General features: G+C 70.7%; 19 protein-coding genes. 14 read left to right on the forward strand and 5 right to left on the reverse strand.

Annotated elements, in window-relative coordinates:
• Window positions 1–21 precede the first annotated feature (21 nt).
• The 4 genes from J5X86_RS08270 (at window position 22) to J5X86_RS08285 (ending at window position 4,149) form a co-directional block, all read left to right on the forward strand.
• Window positions 22–1,260 carry a sugar kinase gene (locus tag J5X86_RS08270; RefSeq protein WP_208516088.1) on the forward strand — a complete coding sequence of 413 codons (1,239 nt, stop codon included), beginning with the start codon at window positions 22–24 and terminating at the stop codon, window positions 1,258–1,260.
• Window positions 1,257–2,090 carry an IclR family transcriptional regulator gene (locus tag J5X86_RS08275; RefSeq protein ID WP_208516089.1) on the forward strand — a complete coding sequence of 278 codons (834 nt, stop codon included), beginning with the start codon at window positions 1,257–1,259 and terminating at the stop codon, window positions 2,088–2,090. Before J5X86_RS08270 ends, J5X86_RS08275 begins: the two co-directional genes overlap by 4 nt.
• A complete protein-coding gene (locus tag J5X86_RS08280) occupies window positions 2,087–2,500 on the forward strand; it encodes a RidA family protein (protein ID WP_014054565.1) in 414 nt (137 codons plus the stop codon). The genes J5X86_RS08275 and J5X86_RS08280 overlap by 4 nt, the downstream gene beginning before the upstream one ends.
• Window positions 2,501–2,676: 176 nt before the next feature.
• Window positions 2,677–4,149 (forward strand): GntP family permease, encoded by a 1,473-nt coding sequence (locus J5X86_RS08285; protein WP_078643250.1) that lies wholly within the window; start codon window positions 2,677–2,679, stop codon window positions 4,147–4,149.
• Window positions 4,150–4,219: 70 nt separating this feature from the next.
• Here the strand turns inward: J5X86_RS08285 and J5X86_RS52805 are convergent, their stop codons facing one another.
• Together J5X86_RS52805 and J5X86_RS08295 are read right to left on the reverse strand one after the other, a co-directional pair.
• Window positions 4,220–4,621 (reverse strand): DUF397 domain-containing protein, encoded by a 402-nt coding sequence (locus J5X86_RS52805; protein WP_208516090.1) that lies wholly within the window; start codon window positions 4,619–4,621, stop codon window positions 4,220–4,222.
• Window positions 4,608–5,432 (reverse strand): helix-turn-helix transcriptional regulator, encoded by an 825-nt coding sequence (locus J5X86_RS08295; protein WP_208516091.1) that lies wholly within the window; start codon window positions 5,430–5,432, stop codon window positions 4,608–4,610. The genes J5X86_RS52805 and J5X86_RS08295 overlap by 14 nt, the downstream gene beginning before the upstream one ends.
• A 292-nt stretch (window positions 5,433–5,724) precedes the next feature.
• On the opposite strand from J5X86_RS08295, the gene J5X86_RS08300 reads away from it, so the two are divergent.
• Window positions 5,725–6,069 carry a hypothetical protein gene (locus J5X86_RS08300; RefSeq protein WP_208516092.1) on the forward strand — a complete coding sequence of 115 codons (345 nt, stop codon included), beginning with the start codon at window positions 5,725–5,727 and terminating at the stop codon, window positions 6,067–6,069.
• Window positions 6,066–6,317 carry a hypothetical protein gene (locus J5X86_RS08305; protein ID WP_208516093.1) on the forward strand — a complete coding sequence of 84 codons (252 nt, stop codon included), beginning with the start codon at window positions 6,066–6,068 and terminating at the stop codon, window positions 6,315–6,317. Before J5X86_RS08300 ends, J5X86_RS08305 begins: the two co-directional genes overlap by 4 nt.
• 118 nt (window positions 6,318–6,435) lie before the next feature.
• Here J5X86_RS08305 and J5X86_RS08310 read toward each other — a convergent pair whose 3' ends face one another.
• A complete protein-coding gene (locus tag J5X86_RS08310; protein ID WP_208516094.1) occupies window positions 6,436–7,788 on the reverse strand; it encodes a M14 family metallopeptidase in 1,353 nt (450 codons plus the stop codon).
• A 127-nt stretch (window positions 7,789–7,915) separates the two neighbouring features.
• On the opposite strand from J5X86_RS08310, the gene J5X86_RS08315 reads away from it, so the two are divergent.
• Window positions 7,916–8,758, forward strand: coding sequence for a serine protease (locus tag J5X86_RS08315; protein ID WP_208516095.1), 843 nt, complete (start codon window positions 7,916–7,918; stop codon window positions 8,756–8,758).
• An 84-nt stretch (window positions 8,759–8,842) separates the two neighbouring features.
• Here the strand turns inward: J5X86_RS08315 and J5X86_RS08320 are convergent, their stop codons facing one another.
• Window positions 8,843–9,853, reverse strand: a complete 1,011-nt coding sequence (locus J5X86_RS08320) for a chitinase (protein WP_208516096.1) — start codon at window positions 9,851–9,853, stop codon at window positions 8,843–8,845.
• Window positions 9,854–10,066: 213 nt separating this feature from the next.
• Complete coding sequence (locus J5X86_RS08325) at window positions 10,067–11,776, reverse strand: chitinase (protein ID WP_208516097.1); 1,710 nt, start codon at window positions 11,774–11,776, stop codon at window positions 10,067–10,069.
• A gap of 281 nt (window positions 11,777–12,057) precedes the next feature.
• Between J5X86_RS08325 and J5X86_RS08330 the strand changes: the two genes are divergently transcribed.
• The 7 genes from J5X86_RS08330 to J5X86_RS08360 all read left to right on the forward strand — a co-directional run bounded on the left by J5X86_RS08330 (window position 12,058) and on the right by J5X86_RS08360 (window position 19,920).
• The gene (locus tag J5X86_RS08330; protein ID WP_119991288.1) at window positions 12,058–12,963 is read left to right on the forward strand and encodes a hypothetical protein; all 906 of its coding nucleotides are present in this window, start codon (window positions 12,058–12,060) and stop codon (window positions 12,961–12,963) included.
• A 26-nt stretch (window positions 12,964–12,989) separates the two neighbouring features.
• The gene (gene cpaB / locus J5X86_RS08335) at window positions 12,990–13,694 is read left to right on the forward strand and encodes a Flp pilus assembly protein CpaB (protein WP_208516098.1); all 705 of its coding nucleotides are present in this window, start codon (window positions 12,990–12,992) and stop codon (window positions 13,692–13,694) included.
• Window positions 13,695–13,710: 16 nt separating this feature from the next.
• On the forward strand, window positions 13,711–15,453 hold the full coding sequence (locus J5X86_RS08340) for an AAA family ATPase (RefSeq protein ID WP_208516099.1): 1,743 nt from the start codon (window positions 13,711–13,713) through the stop codon (window positions 15,451–15,453).
• Window positions 15,454–16,036: 583 nt separating this feature from the next.
• Window positions 16,037–16,522, forward strand: a complete 486-nt coding sequence (locus J5X86_RS08345; protein WP_374229231.1) for a TadE/TadG family type IV pilus assembly protein — start codon at window positions 16,037–16,039, stop codon at window positions 16,520–16,522.
• Window positions 16,519–18,015: a CpaF family protein gene (locus J5X86_RS08350; RefSeq protein WP_208516100.1), complete on the forward strand. Its 1,497-nt coding sequence runs from the start codon at window positions 16,519–16,521 to the stop codon at window positions 18,013–18,015. The genes J5X86_RS08345 and J5X86_RS08350 overlap by 4 nt, the downstream gene beginning before the upstream one ends.
• Before the next feature lie 8 nt (window positions 18,016–18,023).
• Complete coding sequence (locus J5X86_RS08355) at window positions 18,024–18,962, forward strand: type II secretion system F family protein (protein WP_208516101.1); 939 nt, start codon at window positions 18,024–18,026, stop codon at window positions 18,960–18,962.
• Window positions 18,963–19,032: 70 nt separating this feature from the next.
• Complete coding sequence (locus J5X86_RS08360; protein WP_208516102.1) at window positions 19,033–19,920, forward strand: DUF5936 domain-containing protein; 888 nt, start codon at window positions 19,033–19,035, stop codon at window positions 19,918–19,920.
• Window positions 19,921–20,178: the final 258 nt, after the last annotated feature.

Genomic DNA, 20,178 nt, shown 5'->3' on the forward strand with positions numbered 1-20,178 from the left:
CCACGAGGAGCGAGACCAAACGTGTCCCCTCTCCCCAGCGTCGAGACCGCCGATGGCGTCGCTGATGTCGCCGATGACATCGACGTCGTCTGCCTCGGCGAGTCGATGGTGACCTTCGTGCCGTCCCGCCCGGGCCGGCTGGCGGACGTCCCCTCCTTCGCCCGGGGCATCGGCGGCGCCGAGTCCAATGTCGCCTGTGGCCTGGCCCGCGCCGGGCACCGCGCGCGGTGGATCAGCCGGGTGGGCACGGACGGCTTCGGCGAGCACCTCGTACGGGAGATCGCGGCCACCGGCGTGGACACGGCCTACGTCCAGCGCGATCCGCACCGCCCCACCGGCATCTACTTCCGTACGGCGGGCGAGCGCGCCGTCGGGTCGGAAACGGTGGACGGGTCCGGACCCGCCGACGGCTCCGGACCCGCCGATGGGGACGGCGCCGCCGACGGGAAGGGCGCCGCACAGTCGCCGGAGTCGCCCGAGTCGCCGGAGTCGCCGGAGCCGCTCGCCGAGGTGGTCTACTACCGGGCCGGATCCGCCGCCGCGGCCATGTCCCCTGCGCTCATCCCCCGGGAGCGGGCCTGGTCCGGCCGGGTGCTCCATCTGACCGGGATCACCCCGGCCCTCTCCGCCGACTGCCGCACGCTGATGCGTGAGCTGACCGCCCGCGCCCCCGGCCGCCCCCTCGTCTCCTTCGACCTCAACTACCGGGTCTCCCTCTGGCAGCGGGAGGAGGATGCCGAACAGGGCCCCGCCGTCCTGCTCGGCCTCGCCCGCGGCTGCGACCTCGTCTTCGTCGGCGAGGACGAGGCGGAGGCGGTCTGGGGGACGCGCGGCCCGGCGGCGATCCGGGCGGCGCTGCCCGAACCGGCGGTGCTGGTCGTCAAGCAGGGCGGCGCCGGGGCCACCGCCTACGCCCGCCGCCCGGACGGCACCGACGACGTCACCTTCGAACCGGCCCCGCGCGTCGATGTCGTCGCCCCCGTCGGCGCGGGCGACGCCTTCGCCGCCGGCTTCCTCTCCGGCACCCTGCGCGGACTGCCCGTCGCCGAACGGCTGCGCCACGGCCACCTCATGGCCGCCGCCGCCCTCACCGTCCCCGGCGACCTCGGCACCCCGCCCTCCCGTGAGCAGGCCGACCAATTGGTGGCACTCGATGCCGCGCAGTGGGGGACACTGCGATTCGGCCCCGGCTGGACAGATCTGCCGAGTCCCGCCGAAAAGTGGGCCGAGACCGCAGCGGTGGAGGTATCCGACCTATGAGCCAGACCGTCGACCGAGCGCTGAGCATCCTGCCGCTGCTGGCGGAGGGCCCGGCCAATCTGGAGCAGGTCGCCACGCGGCTGGGCGTGCACAAGTCGACCGCGCTGCGGCTGCTGCGCACCCTCCATGAGCACGGCATGGTCTACCGCCAGCAGGACCAGCGCTACCGCCTGGGCGCCCGACTCTTCGCGCTCGCGCAGGAGGCGGTGGAGAACCTCGACGTCCGCGAGATCGCCCACCCCCATCTGATCGCGCTCAACGAGCGGTGCGGGCACACCGTCCATCTCGCGGTGTACGAGGAGAACGAGGTGCTCTACATCGACAAGGTGGAGAGCCGCTACCCGGTGCGGATGTACTCGCGGATCGGCAAGCCCGTCGCCATCACCGTCGCCGCCGTGGCCAAGCTGCTGCTGGCCGATCTGCCCGAGCCCGAGCGGCGGACGCTGGCCGAGCGGCTCACCTACCCCGCGTACACGCCCCGTTCGACGCCGAACGCCGCCGCGTTCCTCAAGGAGCTGGCGACCGTGCGCGAACAGGGCTGGGCCACCGACTTCGGCGGCCACGAGGAGTCGATCAACTGCGTCGGGGCACCGATCCGGGGAACGGACGGGCGGGTCGTCGCCGCCTGCTCGGTGTCGGCGCCGAACGTCGTCGTCAGCGCCGAGGAACTCCTCTCCCTGCTGCCGCTGGTGCGCCGCACGGCGGAGGAGATCAGCCGGGAATACTCGGGCGGCGTCCCGGTGTCGGCACCGGTGTCCCACGCCTCGCAGAACCCCTCCCAAGTAACAGCAGAAACACCCGAGAAGAAAGCCGAGGAGCCCTCCTCATGACCGAGAAGCTGCAGAAGACCCCGATCACCCCGGCCACGCACACCACCCCGCCCGCCAAGTTCTCCCACGGTGTGAAGAAGGGGAACGTCCTCCAGGTCGCCGGTCAGGTCGGCTTCGGCCCCGCCGTCGCGGGCCAGGCCCCCACCCCCGTCGGGCCGACCCTGCGCGAGCAGACCCTGCAGACCCTGCGCAATGTGCAGGCCGTGCTGGAGGAGGGCGGCGCGAGCTGGGAGGACGCCATGATGGTGCGCGTCTACCTCACCGACACCGGCCACTTCGCCGAATTCAACGAGATCTACAACGAGTTCTTCGCCGATCTCAAGGAGGCCCCGGCCGCTCGTACGACGGTCTACGTCGGCCTCCCCGCCGGTCTGCTCGTCGAGATCGACGCCCTCGCCGTCCTGGGCTGACCCCGAAAACCCCGCGGCGGGCGGGAGCGCCTTTCGCCCGCCGCGGGTTCCACCCCTGACTCGTCCTCACCGTCCCCGCCGTCGGAAGCTCGAGCCCTGATCAACCGCACCCACGCTCACCCAGCGCGCGGCCCCCCGCCGTGCGGCGATACCCCCTACCCACACCCGGAGTTCCCATGCTGCTCGCGGCCGCCCCCGCTGCCGAGACACCACCCCACACCGGTGGTCTGCTCGCGCTCATCGACGGCACCGCCGGTCTGCTGACCGTCGCCGCCCTCGGCATCGCGCTACTGCTCTACCTGATCATCAAGGTCCGGCTGCAGCCCTTCGTGGCGCTGCTCGGCGTCTCCATCGCGGTCGGCCTGGCCGCCGGTCTCTCGGTCACCGAACTCTTCGGCACGGTCCAGAAGTCGGACGCCGTCTCGCTCATCGAATCCGGTATGGGCGGCATCCTCGGCCACATAGCCATCATCATCGGCCTGGGCACCATGCTCGGGGCGATACTCGAAGTCTCCGGCGGCGCGGAGGCGCTCAGCGCCCGGCTGCTCGGCATCTTCGGGGAGAAGCGGTCACCGCTCGCGATGGGGCTGACCGGCCTGATCTTCGGCATACCCGTCTTCTTCGACGTCGGCATCTTCGTCCTCGCGCCGATCGTCTACGCGGCGGCCAAGCGCAGCGGCAAGTCCATCCTGCTCTACGCGATGCCGCTGCTCGCGGGCCTGTCCATGACCCACGCCTTTCTGCCGCCGCACCCCGGCCCGGTGGCCGCGGCCGGACTGTTCCATGTCGACCTGGGCTGGGTCATCCTGATGGGCATCGTCGTCGGCATCCCCTCGGTGCTGGCCGCGTGGGGCTACGCCGCCTGGATCGGCAAGCGCATCTTCGTCCCCGTACCGCAGGACATGGTGGAGGCGGCCGAGGAGTCCCGGGAGGCGGTCGCGGCCGAGCAGCGCGCCTCCGGCGTCACCCCGGCCGAGCGGCCGGTTTCGGTGGCCACGGTGCTCGCCATCATCGGCACCCCGCTCGTCCTGATCCTCTGCGCCACCTTCTCCTCCGTCGCGCTGGACCCGAGCACCGGCCGCTCGGTCATCGAGTTCTTCGGCCACCCCTTCGTGGCGCTGACGATCGCCCTGCTCCTCGCCTACTACCTGCTGGGCATCCGGCGCGGCTGGTCCCGCAAGTCCCTGGAGACCGTCTCCACCGCCTCCCTGAAGCCCGTCGGCAACATCCTCCTGGTCGTCGGCGCGGGCGGGGTCTTCGGCGCGGTCCTCAAGGGCAGCGGTGTCGCCCAGGCCCTGGCCGACGCCTTCGACAGCGCGGGTCTGCCGGTCATCGTGCTGGCCTGGCTGATCTCGGTGGTGCTCCGGGTGGCCCAGGGCTCGGCGACGGTCGCGATCGTCACGACGGCGGGCATCGTCACCCCGATGCTCTCCGAGGGCCACTACTCCCAGGCCCATCTGGCGCTGGTCATCATGGCCATCTCGGCGGGCTCGATCTTCGCCTCGCATGTGAACGACGGCGGCTTCTGGATGGTGGCGAAGTACTTCGGCATCTCCGAGAGCGACACGCTGAAGTCGTGGACGGTGCTGGAGACGGTGCTGTCGGTGGCGGGGTTCGTGGTGGCGGCCCTGCTGAGCATCGTCATCTAGCGGACTGCGCCCACATGACGACGGCCCCCGGTTGGGGGCCGTTCGCTTTTGTGGTGGGGAGTCGGGTGGTTCAGGAGGTGGGGAACTCCCCGTGCTTGACGGCGGAGATGAACGCCGACCAGGCGGACGGCTCGAATACGAGCGCCGGGCCGTGCGGGTCTTTGCTGTCGCGGACGGGCACGTCGGTGTAACCTCGCGCCACTTCGAGGCAGTCGCCGTTGCTGGGTCCGCTATAGCTGGACTTGAACCACCCGGGGAACTCCCCGCGCTTGACGGCGGAGATGAACGCCGACCACGCGGACGACTCGAACACGAGCGCCGGGCCATGGGGGTGCTTGCTGTCACGAACGGGGACGTCGGCGTATCCCCGGGCTATTTCGAGACATTCGCCCTGATCGCCGCCGCTGTAGCTGGACTTGTACCACCCGGTGAGTGCGGAGGCATGGGGGGTGGTGTGCTCACTGCTGACCATGTGCGTGTTCCTCCGCTACCGCCCTGACGAGAGCCAGTGACTCCTGCTGCGACAACGCGTCGCTCAGGGCCAGAGCGTAGGCGGTCTGGCTGGCGGTCACCAGTGACGGATCATCCATCAAGTTGCCGGTGAGGAAGCCTTCGACGTAAGCCACCGGGGCGGAGTCCCCGAAGCTCATGAGCGTGAGCAGACTCTGCTGGAGTGCGTGGGCCCCAGCGGTGTAGGGCAGCACGTGCAGCCGCAGGCGCCCCGCCCCAGCCATGTCCGCGATCTTGTTCAGTTGTTCGGCCATGACTTGGGGGCCACCGACGTGGCGCCGCAGGACAGCTTCGTCGAGGAGCGTCCACACAACAGGATTCGAGGGCCTGTCCAGAAGCCGGGCACGCTCCGTTCGAATGACGACATCCCGGTCAAGTTCCTCGGTCGTGTGGTTGGGGCGGTACGCGCTGAACAGGGCCCGGGCGTAGGCGGGAGTCTGGAGAACGCCGGGAACAAGCGTGAGCGCGAACTGCTGGATCAGCGTGGCCTGTTGCTCCAGCTCGGCGACGGCCGCGAAGTGATCGGTCCACTTCGACTCCAGATCCTCAAGCCACCGCACGAAGAACCCGTCCGTCTGCAGCGCCTGGTCGATCCGGGCCGCGTCATCCGGCTTCGGCAATCGGCGCCCCGCTTCGAAGTGGCTGATCAGCGTGGGCGAGCACACCACCCGTTCGCTCAGCGCCTCCTGCGTCAGGTCGGCCGCTATCCGACGAAGCCTCAGCTCCTCCCCGTACTTCTCCCTGGGGGCGCGTGGCCTTCGTTCCCTCGTCATGGGCTGACCTCCCGAGTTGAAAGGTGCGTTGTCAGGCGCGCCCTCCTAGCAGCGTAGCCAGAACGACCTCCACTCTGTGAGGAAATCGCCACACAGCGTGAAGAGACGCAGAACCCTCGCGACCGGGGTGCACCGGCCCGAGGGCGTGGCCCACCAGCTGAATGGAGCTGATGAACGTGAGCGACCCTATGGGACGGTTCTTCGCATGGGTGAGTGCGCTTCTCGCCTTACTGCCGTCCGGCCGTCACTGGGCCGGGGCTCGGGCGGCAATCCATGGTGTGGAGATGTCCGGATGGGCGCGATGACCGGTCTGCGCCTGCTGCCGTGGTCGGATCCCGACGGCAAGCCGTGTTATCTGGCGTCGGACGACGGGAACAGCCCTCTGAGCCGACGTGCGGATGCGATCGAGGCCGTACAGATGTCCATGGGGACCGAACTCCTCCGGCACGCCCGAGCGCTGCTGGACGCCCCCAAGGCCGACAGGCGAGAACTGCGGTACCTCGCGGACCGGCTGTGTGAGGCGCTGCGCGATGTGTTGCGGGTCGCCGAGAGCAGGGGCGCCCGACTGCCCTCGTACGGCGAAGGCGACGACCCGGACGTGGGCACGGCGCCTGGCGGCGCTGCGGGGGCGTCGTGACCGACTGGCGAATTGGTCCCGTTCCGGGCCGGGGCCTGCGCCGGGTGAACGGTGGGGAACTCGCGTTGCCGCTCCAGATCCTCCATGGGGGGCAGCATTGCGCCATCGCCCAACTTGAGTTGACCCCGGCCGAGGCGGAGCAGTTGCACGCGGCCCTGTGCTACGCGCTCGGTGAGCAGCCCCCGCCCCCCGGTGCGCCCGAGTGCCGTCAGCCCGTCCGCTACCCGGGCGGCCGACAGCGGTACTGAAGGCGATCCCCCTCAGGGTCTTCGCGAGGCGCCGTCCCGACGGTCTCCCCGCCGGGACGGCGCCCGCGTCGTGCCGTACGGCCTCGGCCCAGACCCAGACCCAGACCCAGGCCCCGGCTCAGGAGCAGTACTGCGCTTCCTTGCCGATCGAGCGGTACATGCAGTCCGCGTTCTCCACGAGCTGGAGCACCGCGTCGCGGTTGCGGCTGGTTTCGCGGTCGATGACCTCGTCGGGCGGGTAGAAGCCGCCGTCGCCGGAGTCGGTCGGGTACATCTCGAAGGTGTAGGCGAAGACCTTCTGGGTGCCCCACAGATAGTCGTCGATCGCGCCGTCGGTGATGTAGAGCTCGCTGGACTGCTCGGGGGTGTAGCCGTTGCTCGCGGCCATCTTCTTGCCGACCGCCGCGAAGGCGTCGTAGTCGTCCCGCGTCATGCCGGTGGTGGTTTCGTCGTACGTCCAGCCGAAGGGCCACAGCACCAGTTCGCTGTAGGTGTGGAAGTCGATGGCGGCCTTGATCTGCTGCTTGCCGCCGACGACGCGGCTGCGGGCGAAGTCGGCGACGACCTTCACCTCGGGGGCGGAGCCGGCGCTGGGGCCGCGGTAGGTCTCCGAGCCGGGGGAGCCGGAGGAGCCGCCGCAGCAGCCCCATTTGAAGTCCCAGTTGCGGTTGAGGTCGGTGCCGACGGACGAGGAGCCGGAGTTGGGCTGGCGGTTCTTGCGCCAGCTTCGGTAGGAGCCGGTGGCGATGTCGTACTCGCCGCCGTCCGGGTTCACATCCGGGATGATCCAGATCTCCCGGCCGTTGACCGCGCCGGTGATCCGGGAGTCGCTGCCGTAGCCCTCGGTGAACTGCCGCACCAGATAGAGCGCCATCTCCACCGTCAGGTGCTCACGCGCGTGCTGATGGGCGGTGAAGAGAACCTCGGGCTCGCTCTCGTCCGAGGCCACATTGTCGCTGATCTTGAGGGCGACGATGTCGCGGCCCTCGTACGACTTTCCGATGACGCGCTTGCTGAGGATCGACGGATACTTGGCGACCGCCGCGTTGATCTCGGCGTTCGCTTCGGCGTAGTTGTGGTACTTCGCATCGGCCGACGGGAAGTCGAACGGCTTGGCGGACCTGCCCTCGGCGCGGTCGGGCGGGCCCTGGAGCGCGGTGAGCCGGTAGCCGAGTGCGCGCAGCCGTTTGGCCTGCGCCGCGTCGGCGGTGACGACCAGGGAGCGGGCGTCCACCTCGTCGATGGACACGCCGGTGGCGGCGACGGCGGAGCGGTCGGCCCGGGTGGCGGGGCCGGATACCTCGTACTGCCGTACGCTCTCGTCGGCGCTCTGGGCAGTGGGTGATGCGGTGCGGTCGGTGCCGGGCCGTGGGGCGGGATCGTCGGCCTGAGCTGCCATGGGGGCGGCGAGTGCGAGGGTGAGCAAGGCGGTGAGGGCGGTGGCCCGTCTGCCGCGGATGCGACGTCGCATGACATCTCCTGGGGGGTGAGGGGCGAGCGACTGCTGCGCCAGTGTTCGGCCATGCGCATGACATGCGCAAGGGTGGGAAATGGTCGAAGCCGAAGGAATCTCTCATCGAGGGAAGGAACCCCCCCGCATGAACAGATCTCTCGTCGGTGCGTTCTCGGCCCTGTTGCTGGGCGGCGCGACCCTCGTCGGCGCGGGCGCGGCGCCCGCGGCGGCCGCATCCCCCGCCAAGGCCCCGAAGGCGGTCGACTTCGCGGGCACGGTGGCGCTCAGCAACTGCTCCGGCTCCGTCGTCCGGACGCCGGGCTCGGCCGACACCGACCCCGCGCTCGTGCTCTCCAACGGCCACTGCCTGGAGAGCGGCTTCCCCGGCGCGGGAGAGGTGATCGTCGACAAGCCGTCGAGCCGGAGCTTCACCCTGCTGACCGGTTCGGGTGGCAGCGCCGGCACTGTACGGGCCAGCAAGGTCGCGTACGCGACGATGACCGACACCGACATCTCGCTGTACCAGCTGACGTCCACATACGCCCAGATCCAGTCGGCGTACGGCATCAAGGCGCTGCCGCTGTCGGACAGCCACCCGACCCAGGGCTCCGCCATCAATGTGGTCTCCGGCTACTGGAAGAAGATCTACTCCTGCAATATCGACGGATTTGCATACCGCCTTAAGGAGGGGGACTGGACCTGGAAGGACTCGGTCCGCTACACCTCCGCCTGTAACACGATCGGCGGAACCTCGGGCTCTCCCGTCGTCGACCCGGCGTCCGGCAAGGTCGTGGCCGTGAACAACACGGGCAACGAGGACGGCGGCCGCTGCACCCTCAACAACCCGTGCGAGGTGGACGAGAACGGCACGGTGACGGTGCGCCAGGGCATCAACTACGCCCAGGAGACCTACGGCATCACCAAGTGCGTGACCACCGGCAACAAGATCGACCTGAACCTGGCGGGGTGTGCGCTGCCCAAGCCGTAGCGAACACCAGTACGCCGGTGTGCCCCGCATGGCGTGAGCGGGGCGCACCGGCGTACGTCGAACTGTCGTTCGTGCTCCGAGGGCCTACAGCCCGTGAACGTGCGGGCCGACCGCCTTCGACCAGGCGTTCCCGCCGGCCGCGTCCCAGTTGGTGGACCAGGTCATCGCGCCGCGGATGCCGGGGTAGGTCTTGGACGGCTTGAAGGAGCCGCAGCCGGTGCCCTTGGCGAGGCAGTCGAGAGCGTTGTTGACCACGCCCGGCTCGACATAGCCGGAGCCGGCGCCGCTGGTGGAGGCGGGTACGCCGATGCCGACCTGGGACGGGTCGAGGCCGTTCTCCAGCTGGATGCAGGCGAGGGCGGTGAGGAAGTCGACCGAGCCCTGGGAGTAGACCTTGCCGTCGCAGCCCAGCATCGAGCCGCTGTTGTAGTACTGCATGTTGACCACCGTCAGGAAGTCCTTGATCCCCAGGGCGGTCTTGAAGTACTCGGTGGACGCCGACTGCATGTCGATCGTCTGCGGCGCCATGGTGACCACGACATCGCTCTTCTTGTCGTGGACGGCCTTGAGGGCCTTGGTCATGTAGGTGGAGTTGACGCCGTTCTCGAGGTCGATGTCGACCCCGTTGAAGCCGTACTTGTCCATCAGGCCGGTGATGGAGGAGGCGAAGGCGTCGGCCGAGGCGTCGTCGCTGACCGAGACGGTGCCCTTCTCGCCGCCGACGGAGATGATCACGGACTTCCCGGCCGCCTGCTTGGCCTTGATGTCGTCCTTGAACTGCTGCTCGTCGCCGTAGCCGGTGGCGGGGTCGAGCTTGAAGTCGACCGCTCCGGGAGAGCCGGTGGCGTCCGCGAAGGCGACCGCGATGATGTCGTAGTCGTCCGGGACGTCCGAGAGCTTCTGCTTCGTCGCGCCGTTGTCGAAATTCTGCCAGTACCCGGTGACGGCGTGTTCGGGGACGGCGGCGGCGTGCTGCTTGGCGTCGGGGTGCTCTTCCGACGCGTTGGCCGAGCCGGCGGATATCAGCCCTCCGGCGGCGATGGCGACGACTGCGGCGGCTCCGAGCAGCCGCTTGGTGAACTGTGCGCGTACCACGACAGCCTCCGTGCGTGGGGGGATGTGGGGGAGGTGGTGCGATTGCGCGTTCAGGGGCCCCTGTGGCGTGCGTACAAGGTGGTCCAGACCAATGCCGTTGTCAAGCCCGCGCGACATCTTCCCTGCACATGAGGGTGAAAAATGCGGATGAGGGGGCCGAGCGCTTGCGCCCCGGCCCCCTTGGCCCATCCCCGCGGGAGGGGCCGCGTCACGCTAGGGCAGACCGTGGACCTTGGGGCCCACCGCGTTCGACCACGCGTTGCCCGCGGTCGCGTCCCAGTTCGTGGACCAGGTCATCGCGCCGCGCAGACCCGGGTAGGTCCGGGCCGGTTTGAAGGAGCCGCAGTTCGTGCCGCGGGCCAGGCAGTCCAGGGCGTTGTTCACGATCGCCGGGGAGACATAGCCGCTGCCCGCGCCGCGCGTCGAGGCGGGCAGGCCGAGGCCGACCTGGGACGGCGACAGACCGCCCTCCAACTGGATGCAGGCGAGGGCGGTGAGGAAGTCGACCGAGCCCTGGGAGTAGACCTTGCCGTCGCAGCCCAGCATCGAGCCGCTGTTGTAGTACTGCATGTTGACCACCGTCAGGATGTCCTTGATGTTCAGCGCCGTCTGGAAGTAGGCGCCCGAGGTGGACTGCATGTCGATGGTCTGCGGGGCCATGGTGATCACCAGGCCGGACCCGGCCTTCGCCGACAGGGAACGCAGCGCCTGGGTCATATAGGTGGCGTTGAGGCCGTTCTCCAGGTCGATGTCGACGCCGTTGAAGCCGTACTCGCGCATCAGGGCGTAGACCGAGTTGGCGAAGTTGTTCGCGGAGGCCGAGTCGTTGATGGACACCGTGCCGTTCTGGCCGCCGATCGAGATCACGACGGACTTTCCGGCCGCCTGCTTGGCCTTGATGTCGTCCTTGAACTGCTGCTCGCTGCCGTAGCCGACGGCGGGGTCGAGGGTGAAGTCGACGGCTCCGGGGGTGCCGGTGGCGTCCGCGAAGGCGACCGCGATGATGTCGTACTGGTCCTGAACCTCGCGCAGCTTCTGCACGGCCGCGCCGTTGTTGAAGTTCTGCCAGTACCCGGTGACCGCGTGCTTGGGCACGGTGCCGTCGCCCCCGCCGCCTCCGGCCGTGGTCGTGCCCGTGACGGCGGACGACCTGGGCGATTCGCCCGCCGCGTTGGTGGCGGTGACCTGGAACTGGTACGAGGTGGAGGCCGCGAGACCCGTCACGGTCGCCGAAGCGCCGCCCACCGACTGCACCTTGGAGCCGTCGCGGTAGACGTTGTAGCCGGTCGCGCCGGTGACCGGGGACCAGGACAGATCGATGGAGGACGAGGTGGCGCCGCCGGTCCGCAGCCCGCTCGGCGCGCCCGGCACGGGGTCGCCGGGGTCGCCGCCGGGGCCGGCCAGGCTGATGTCGTCGGCGTAGTAGGCGGGCTGGCCGTACCAGCCGTGGGTGTAGACGGTCACCGAGGTGGTGTTGGCACCGGTGGTGAAGCCGGTGCTGAGCTGCTGCCAGCCGGGCGCGGAGGGCGTCCAGGCCGAGACGTCGGTGGTGCCGGTGCCGCTCGCGCCGAGGTAGACATAGCTGCCCTGGACCCAGGCGCTCAGCGTGTACGAGGAGTTGGGCTTGACGGCCACGGTCTGGGCGCAGCGGGCGTTGTCCGTGCCCGCCGGGGTGGCCTTGAGCGCGGCCGAGCCGCCGTGGACGGGGCTCGCGACCGTGGCTCCGCTCCCGGCGGAACAGGTCCAGCCGCTGAGGCCGGACTCGAAGCCGGGGTTCTGGGCGAGGTTGGCGGCGGCGCCCGCGGCGGTGCCGCCGAGGGCGACCAGGCCGGTGGCGCCCAGGGCGATTGCGGCGAATGCGCTGGTCAGTCGGGCGAAGCTGCGTCTGAGTCGGGTGGGGCGGGGGTGTGGGGCACGGTCCATGACTGCCTCCGTGGGGGAATCCGTTGGGAAGCCGGTGTGAAGGAGGAGATTGCGGACGGTGGCCACCGTATGAACGTAAAGTGGTCCAGACCAATAACCTTGTCAAGGGGATGCGCGGACTCCGCATCGGACCCGGGTGGCGTAACCCAGAGGAACTGTTCTCTCACGCCGTTTTCGTGGATAAAGTGACGACGCACCAGGACAGGGGCAGTAATGAGACAGGGGCAGTAGAGACCTGTGGCCGCCGCCGCTCGGCGCCGATGTGAGACGGGGTAGCCGACGTGCCCACCGCGATAGCAGTCACCGGCCGTGAGCTGGTGCTTCCGCCGCCCGACGGGCAGACCCCGTCGGCCGTCGTGCTCCGCCCGCCGGACGCACAGTCACTCGACGACGCCCTCGCCGAGGTCGGGAACCTTCTCGACCAGCAGGGCTATCTCGTCGTGCTCTATCCCGCCGCGACCCCCGCGGCTGTGGTCCGCCGGCTCCATATCGTGCGCTCCGTCCTGGAGAGCGACCGGATGGCGCTGCTGCCGCTCGAACTGCCCCCGCTGGCCGTCGCCGTACTGGCCCGTCAGTTACGTCAGCTATCCATATCCGACTTCAGCCCCGGCGTTCTGGCGTGCGCCGCCCGGCTGCTCTCCCACTACATCCACGCGGGCGCCCTGCTGGGCAGCGTCGCCCGGCTGGACCGGGTCCCGGTCAGCCTCACCTCGCACGTCAAGTCCTGGGTGCCCGGCGCCCACTTCGGGGTGCTCGCCCATCCCACCCCGCGGCTGGTGAAGGTCGGCGGTGCGTCCGAGCTGCCCGCCCCCGGGTATGCCACCTCCATGACCGTCGCCCGGGGCCAGCTCAACAGCCATGGCTACGGGGGCGGCGGCGCGGGCCACGACGACTGGGTCGCCGGCGCCCTCGCCCCCGCCTGGGGCGTACGGGGCGTGGAGGAGGTGCCGCTGCCCGCCGAGTCGGCGCGCTGGTGGGGCACCCCGAAGCTGATCGAGTTCGCCGCGGCCATCCCCGACCTCTCGGTCCTCTACCAGCTCGTGGCCTCCGTAAGGAGAGAGGAATGCCACTGGTGCGGTTTCGAACTCATCGGCGACCGCTGTGCCTTCTGCTCCTGCCCGGTGGCGCGCGGCGATGAGATCCCCGCACTGCTCACGTCCCAACGTCCCGCCCTGACCAGCCGGTAACGTCCCCGAACGAGGTTGTGCGTCCCATGAATTCACGCCAGCGCCGCGGAGTCATCCTGCTGCTCCTGTCGGTCCTGTGCGCCGTCGGCGCCTTCGCCGGAGTGCTCTCCGTCGTCAACGACGTGGAGTCGAAGGTCGGCCCCGAGACCACCGCCTACAAGCTCACCTCGGACGTCAAGCCCTACAAGGCGCTGGACGCGGGGGAGTTCGAGAAGGTCTCGATGCCCAAGCGCTATGTGCCCTCCACCGCCGTCACCGATCTCGACGAGCTACGCGGGAAGATCGCGGTGACCCAGCTCACCAAGGGGTCGCTGCTGCAGCGGGACATGATCGCGAACCGGCCCGCCCTGAAGCCCGGCCAACAGGAGATCGCCATCATGATCGACGCGGCGACCGGCGTCGCCGGGAAGATCACCCCCGGTGCGAAGGTCAACATCTACGCGACCTTCGAGGGCAACTCCCAGGGCGAGGAAGCGGTCTCCAAACTGATCGTCGCGGGCGCCGAGGTGCTCGACCTCGGCAAGATCACCGCCCTGGAGCCCAACCAGGACGACAAGCGGCGGATCGACGAGGCCGTGCCGATCACCTTCGCGCTCGACACCAAGAACGCACAGCGCGTGGCCTACGCAGAGTCCTTCGCCTCGCATGTGCGGCTCGCGCTGGTCGCCCCCGGCGGGGGCACCTCCATAGGCCCCGGCGACCGCACCTACACCCTCGACGGCGACAAATGAGTGAGGAGGTGCCGCGGTGACGATCAGGATTCTGCCGGCCGCCGGCGACCCCGACGCCGCCCGCTCCCTGAGCGGGCTGCTCGGCCAGCTGCCCGGTGTCGAACCGTCGGCGCCGGTCGGCGACTCGACCCTGCTGCTCGACACCCTCGCCTCGCTGGCCGCCGCCTCCCTGGAGGAGCTGCCGGAGGTCGTCCTCGTCCATGAGCGCATCGGCCCGGCCCCGGCGCTGGAGCTGATCCGCGAGATCGCGCTGCGCTTCCCGGCGGTGGGCGTGGTGCTGGTGACCGCCGACGCGGGGCCCGCGCTGTACTCGGCCGCCATGGACGCCGGGGCCCGCGGCATCGCCGGGATACCGCTGTCGTACGACGAGCTGGCGGCCCGCGTCCAGGGCGCCGCCCAGTGGGCCACCGGCGTGCGGCGCCATCTCGGGGGCGGCGGTGATCCGTTGGCCGCCGGGCCCGGAGGCAAGCTGGTCGCGGTCGCGGGAGCCAAGGGCGGGGTCGGCACCACCGTGACCGCCGTGCAGCTCGCGCTCGCCGCGCGGGCCGCGGGCCGTAAGGTCGCGCTCGTCGACCTGGACCTGCAGTCCGGGGACATCGCCTCGTACCTCGACGTCCAGTTCCGGCGCTCGATCGCCGATCTGGCGCAGATCAGCGACATCTCGCCACGGGTGCTCCAGGACGCGGTGTTCACCCACCAGACCGGGCTCGGGCTGCTGCTCGCGCCCGGCGAGGGCGAGCGCGGCGAGGAAGTGACCGACCGCACCGCCCGCCAGGTCATCGGCGCGCTGCGGTCGCGCTTCGAGCTGGTGGTCGTCGACTGCGGTACGCAGATGACCTCCGCGGGCGCCGCCGCCGTCGAGACCGCGGACATCGCGCTGCTGGTGACCACCCCGGACGTGGTCGCGGTGCGCGCCGCCAAGCGCATGGTCCGGCTGTGGGACCGGCTCCAGATCCGCAAGGCGGAGGAGACCGTGACCGTGGTCAACCGGCACACCCGCAGCGCGGAGATCCAGCCGCAGCTCGTCCAGCGGGCCACCGGGACGACCGTGGCGCGCACGGCGATCCCGGCCGGCTTCAAGGAGCTGCAGCCCGCCGTGGACTCGGGCCGGATGCAGGACCTGGACGCCAAGTCGGCCGTCAAACAGGCGTTGTGGGGGCTGGCCGGTGAGCTGGGCCTGGTGGACGCCGCGCCCCCGGGCGGCGGCCGCCGCGCCGCCCACCGGGGCGGCCACGCGGCCGGGAGCGGCGGCGAGCGCGCCCTGGCGGGGCTGCGGCGGCGCCATGCCATAGAGGCGGGCGGCGACCCGGCGCAGGGCAGCGTGGGCGACGGCACCGACGCGCTCAACGAGATCGCCCCGCCGTCCACCAAGGGCTTCCTGCGCAAGCGCGGCGGCGACCGCGGCCAGGTGACGGTCGAATTCCTCGGCGTCCTGCCGCTGGCGCTGATCGTGCTCGCGGTCGTCTGGCAGGTGGTGCTGGTCGGCTATACGTACTCGCTGGCGGGCAACTCGGCCGACAAGGGCGCCCGCGCGGGCGCCACCAAGGGCGCGGGCGCCTGCCAGGACGCGGCGAGCAAGGACATCCCCGGCTCCTGGAGCGCCGACATCGACTGCGCCGGCGGCGACGGCTCGGTCTACAAGGCCACGGTCAAGCTCCACGTCCCGATCCTCTTCCCGGGCGCCGCCGACTTCCCGTGGACGGTCACGGGTACGGCGGGGGCGGCGGACGAGAGCGACCTGGCGGGCGGAGGGGAGTGACATGAGCGGTCACCGTGTATCCGTAGCAACGGTCCCGGGCGCCCCTCTGACGGCGCCCCGCCGCCGTAACCGCCCTGGAGCGGCCGCCTCCCCGGTTGCGGGGCCCGCGGTGCCGGGCGGCGGGCCCGCCGCGGCTCCCACGGCGCGGCGCCGTCCCGAGGCGGTCGGTTCGTTGCGCAGGCGCGGGGCGGCCGGTCGTGCGTCGTCACTCCGCGCCGTCGCCACGCGCCGGGGCGGGACGACGGCCCAGCAGGGGGACCGCCCCGCGCCCGCCGCCGCGCGGCCCGGGGACCAGGGCCCGGCACCGGCGGGACTCCTCGGTGCGGCGAAGGCCGCCGAGCGGTGGGGCCGTTGGGAGGCAGCCGTGCTGCGAGTGGTCCGAGGGACTGTGACGGTGGGCGGCTCGTCGCGGTGGCACGGCGCGGCCGGTCGCGCCTCGGTGCGGCGCCGCGCGGCCGTGATGCCGGGGGGCGGCGGGCGGACGCGCGTGTGGGGGGCCGCCGGGGCGGCGGCGAGCCACCTGGCCGCCGGGTCTTCGCGGGCACGTCGCCGCACGGCCGACCGCCCAGGGACGGGCGCGCCGTTGGGCGAACGGGCGGGGGCTCGGCACCTGCCCGGCGGGATCCTCGGCCGGGCGGACCGGCGCCCCGGTGCGTCGCGCCGGTGGCGGGCCGACGCCGGGTCGGCGTCCATCGAGTTCCTGGGGTTCTTGCCGATCCTCATCCTGGTCGCACTCGCCGCCGCGCAGCTCGGCATCGCCGCGTACACCGCGCAGCAGGCCGGGACCGCGGCGCGGGCGGCGGCGCGCACGGCGTCGCTGGACGAGCCGCGGACCAGCCCGCAGGCCGCCGGGAAGGCGGCGATGAGCGGATGGCTGGCCGACGGCGCCGGTATCAGCAGCGGCGGCTGCGGCGGCGGGGAGGCGCGGGCCACCGCGACCGTGGAGATCCCCTCCGTCATCCCCGGCTTCGACTTCGGCAGCGCCGAGAAGAGCGCCACGATGCCCTGCGACGACGGAGATGGCGGTACGGACAGTCCGGAGGCGGCGGCGTTGGGAGGCGACCGATGAGCCTGCGGGCCCGTATCACCGCACCCGAGGGGCCCGGCGAGGGCGGCGGTGGACGCCAGGACGGCCACCTCGTCTCCGCCTACCGCGCCAAGCTGCTCGAGGAGATCGACCTCGCGGAGATGTCCTCGCTCTCCACCGCCGAGCGCCGCTCCCGGCTGGAGCGCGTGCTCGGCCACATCATCAGCCGCGAGGGCCCGGTGCTCTCGACCACCGAGCGCTCCCAGCTCATCCGCCGGGTGGTGGACGAGGCGCTCGGCCTCGGGGTGCTCGAACCCCTCCTCGAAGACGCCTCCATCACCGAGATCATGGTCAACGGCCCGGACCAGATCTTCGTGGAGCGCTCCGGCCGGGTCGAGCAGGTCCCCGTCCGCTTCGCCTCCGAAGAGCAGTTGATGCAGACCATCGAGCGCATCGTCTCCACGGTCAACCGCCGGGTGGACGAGTCGAATCCGATGGTCGACGCCCGGCTCCCGTCCGGCGAGCGGGTCAACGTGATCATCCCGCCGCTCGCCCTCACCGGCGCCACGCTCACCATCCGCCGCTTCCCCCGCGCCTACACCCTCCATGAGCTGATCGGCATGGGCACGCTGGACGAGCAGATGCTGATGCTGCTCGCGGCGCTGGTGCGGGCCAAGTTCAACGTGGTGGTCTCCGGCCCCACCGGCTCCGGCAAGACCACGCTGCTCAACGCCCTCTCCGGGCTGATCCCCGACGGGGAGCGCATCATCACCGTCGAGGATGCCGCCGAGCTGCAGTTGCAGCAGACCCATGTCATCCGGCTGGAATCCCGGCCGCCCAATGTCGAGGGCAAGGGCCGTATCACCATCCGCGACCTGGTCCGCAACTCGCTGCGGATGCGCCCCGACCGCATCATCGTCGGCGAGGTGCGCGGCGGTGAGACCCTCGACATGCTCCAGGCCATGTCCACCGGCCACGACGGCTCGCTGGCCACCGTCCACGCCAACAACGCCGAGGACGCGCTGATGCGGCTGCAGACGCTCGCCTCCATGTCGGAGGTGGCGATCCCCTACGAGGCGCTGCGGGACCAGATCAACAGCGCGGTGGACTGCATCGTCCAGCTCGTCCGTAACGCCGACGGATCCCGGCGGATCAGCGAGATCGCGCTGCTCGACAGCCACGGCCACGAGGCGTACCGCATCGCCACCGTCTGCCGCTTCGACGCCCAGCCCATGGGCGCGGACCGGGTGGTGCACGGGCGGTTCGGCTACTTCCCGCTGCCGGAGCGGGTCGCGGAGCGGCTGCGGATGGCGAGCGAATCGGTGCCGCCGGCCTTCGGCGTGGCCGCCTTCCCGGCGCAACTGGCTACCCGCGCGGCCGGGTACGACCCGTACGACCGGCCGCCGTACGACCGGCCGCCGTACGACCGGCCGCCGTACGACCGGCCGCCGCACGACCGGCCGCCGTTCGGCCGACCGCCGCACGACCGACCCCCGTTCGATCCACCCCCGTTCGACCCCAGGGACCGGAGGTAGCAGGGCCCATGGACCATCTCGCGACGGCCGCACTCGGCGCGACGCTGGTGTGCGGCGCGCTGGGCGTCGTGGGCGTGCACACCTACGTCCGCGGCAAGGAGCAGCAGCGCGCGCTGATCGACCGGCTCTCGGAGACCGGCCCGCTGCCGGGCACCGTCCGCGCGCGCCGCTTCGCCGGGGTCGACCGGCGGCTGCGCACTATGTCCCTCGGCCGGAAGCTGGAGCTGCGGCTGGCGGCGACGGGCCTGGAGATCACCCCGGGGGAGTTCTTCGTCTACACGGCGGGGGCGGCGGCCGGGCTGTGGCTGATCGCGGCGTCCTTCCTCGCCGCGTTCTTCGGCCCGATAGCGGCGGTGGTCGCCGTCTGGGGTGCCTTCGCGTTCCTCGGCTGGCAGCGGCAGAAGCGGATAGAGCGCTTCATCAACCAACTGCCGGAGCTGTCAAGGATCCTGGCCAACGCCACCCAGGCCGGGCTGGCGCTGCGCACCGCGCTCGGCATGGCGGCGGACGAGATGGAGGCGCCGGCGGGCGAGGAGCTGGCCAAGGTCGCGGCCAAGCTGGCCGTCGGCCACTCGATCGACGACGCGCTGGAGGAGCTGGCCGAGCGGCTGCCCTCCCGGGAGCTGGTGGTGCTGGTCACCACGCTGGTGCTGTCCAACCGCGCGGGCGGGACCGTGGTCAGCTCGCTGCGCAACCTCACCCAGACGCTGGAGGAGCGCAAGGAGACCCGGCGGGAGGTGCGCACCCAGCTCTCGCAGGTGACCGTCACCGCCTATGTCGTACCGCTGCTGGGGATCGGGACGCTGCTGCTGATGAACCGGATCGCGGCCGGTTCGCTGGACCGGATGACCTCGTCCTTCTGGGGGCAGGCCGCCGTGGTCGTGGCCTTCTGCTTGTACGGGATCGGCTTCTTCCTCATCCGCCGCATGTCCAAGATCGACGTCTGAGGCCGTCCGAGACCGTCCGAGACCGACGTACGAGCGAATCCAGGTAAACAGGTAAAGGGGACTCAGGGAGATGGCACTGCTGCTGGCGCTGGCGGCCGGTCTCGCGGTGGCGGGCATCGCCTACGGCATCACGCTGTACCGCAGCGAGGCCAAGCTGCCCAGCGACCTCGCGGTGGCCCTGGAGGTCGGCTCCAGCCGGACGACCGCGGTCGGCTCGGCCGTCGACCGGCTGGGCATCCGCTACGCCCCGCTGGTGCTGCGGTTGATGGGCGAGAAGCGGGTGGGCAGGGTCCGCCGCCGGATCGATCTGGCGGGCAATCCGGGCGGTCTGACGGTGGACCGCTACGCGGCCCGGCGGGCGGTCTACGGGGCGCTCGGCTTCGGCGGGGCGCTGGTGATGCTGATCAAGAGTCAAGTCCTGCTGGCGCTGATGCTGGTGGCGTTCGGGCTGTTCTGGATCGAGGTGGGCATCTGGGCGGCGGTGCGGGAGCGCAAGGACGCGATCGAGCGAACGCTGCCGGACTTTCTGGATGTTCTGGCCGTCGTGGTGAGCGCCGGATTGAGCTTCCGTCAGGCCCTGGACCGGGTCGCGGAGAAGTATGAGGGTCCCTGGGCGGATGAACTTCGCATCACACTTCGGCAAATGGACATGGGCGTCAGCCGCCGCCATGCGTTCGAGGAGCTACGTAAACGTAATGACTCGGAACAGGTCGCGCAGTTCGTCACCGCCCTCCAGCAGGGGGAGGAGCTGGGCGCTCCGATTGTCGAAACGCTGATCGCCATTGCGAACGATATGCGCCGTACGGACGCCCAGAACGCACGGCGGCGCGCGGCGCGCGCGGTGCCGAAGGCGACCATGGTCATTACGACCTTCATGGTCCCCGGAACCATGGTGCTGCTCGTCGCGGGGTTCTTCATCGGCTCCGGCACCGACTTCGGCTCGGTGACCGGGGACTGACGGTCACTTTTAGGTGAAGCTCCTTCGCGGTTGCAATTGAATGTGGGACAGTCGTCGACGGAGAACTCCTCGGTGGCGGGAGGGGGTGAGACGGATGCACGACCGGGGCCGGTCGTCACGTCCACGGTTCGAACGTGGTGAACGGGGAAGGCAATGCTTCCTGGGGCACTGTTCCGAGACGGCTGTTTCGGCGTACTTTGCTCGTGTCGCGAGCGACACAACGGGGGTTGAGTCGCCGGACCACAGAGGGACGGCAGC

The sequence above is a fragment of the Streptomyces sp. NEAU-YJ-81 genome, from assembly GCF_017592595.1.
Classification (GTDB): domain Bacteria; phylum Actinomycetota; class Actinomycetes; order Streptomycetales; family Streptomycetaceae; genus Streptomyces; species Streptomyces hygroscopicus_B.

Bases quoted from the DNA above. Each gene is read 5' to 3' on its own strand.
- J5X86_RS08275 (WP_208516089.1), top strand. From the start codon at position 1,257: ATGAGCCAGACCGTCGACCGAGCGCTGAGCATCCTGCCGCTGCTGGCG.
- J5X86_RS08280 (WP_014054565.1), top strand. From the start codon at position 2,087: ATGACCGAGAAGCTGCAGAAGACCCCGATCACCCCGGCCACGCACACC.
- J5X86_RS08285 (WP_078643250.1), top strand. From the start codon at position 2,677: ATGCTGCTCGCGGCCGCCCCCGCTGCCGAGACACCACCCCACACCGGT.
- J5X86_RS52805 (WP_208516090.1), bottom strand. From the start codon at position 4,621: ATGGTCAGCAGTGAGCACACCACCCCCCATGCCTCCGCACTCACCGGG.
- J5X86_RS08295 (WP_208516091.1), bottom strand. From the start codon at position 5,432: ATGACGAGGGAACGAAGGCCACGCGCCCCCAGGGAGAAGTACGGGGAG.
- J5X86_RS08300 (WP_208516092.1), top strand. From the start codon at position 5,725: ATGGGCGCGATGACCGGTCTGCGCCTGCTGCCGTGGTCGGATCCCGAC.
- J5X86_RS08310 (WP_208516094.1), bottom strand. From the start codon at position 7,788: ATGCGACGTCGCATCCGCGGCAGACGGGCCACCGCCCTCACCGCCTTG.
- J5X86_RS08315 (WP_208516095.1), top strand. From the start codon at position 7,916: ATGAACAGATCTCTCGTCGGTGCGTTCTCGGCCCTGTTGCTGGGCGGC.
- J5X86_RS08325 (WP_208516097.1), bottom strand. From the start codon at position 11,776: ATGGACCGTGCCCCACACCCCCGCCCCACCCGACTCAGACGCAGCTTC.
- cpaB (WP_208516098.1), top strand. From the start codon at position 12,990: ATGAATTCACGCCAGCGCCGCGGAGTCATCCTGCTGCTCCTGTCGGTC.
- J5X86_RS08350 (WP_208516100.1), top strand. From the start codon at position 16,519: ATGAGCCTGCGGGCCCGTATCACCGCACCCGAGGGGCCCGGCGAGGGC.
- J5X86_RS08355 (WP_208516101.1), top strand. From the start codon at position 18,024: ATGGACCATCTCGCGACGGCCGCACTCGGCGCGACGCTGGTGTGCGGC.
- J5X86_RS08360 (WP_208516102.1), top strand. From the start codon at position 19,033: ATGGCACTGCTGCTGGCGCTGGCGGCCGGTCTCGCGGTGGCGGGCATC.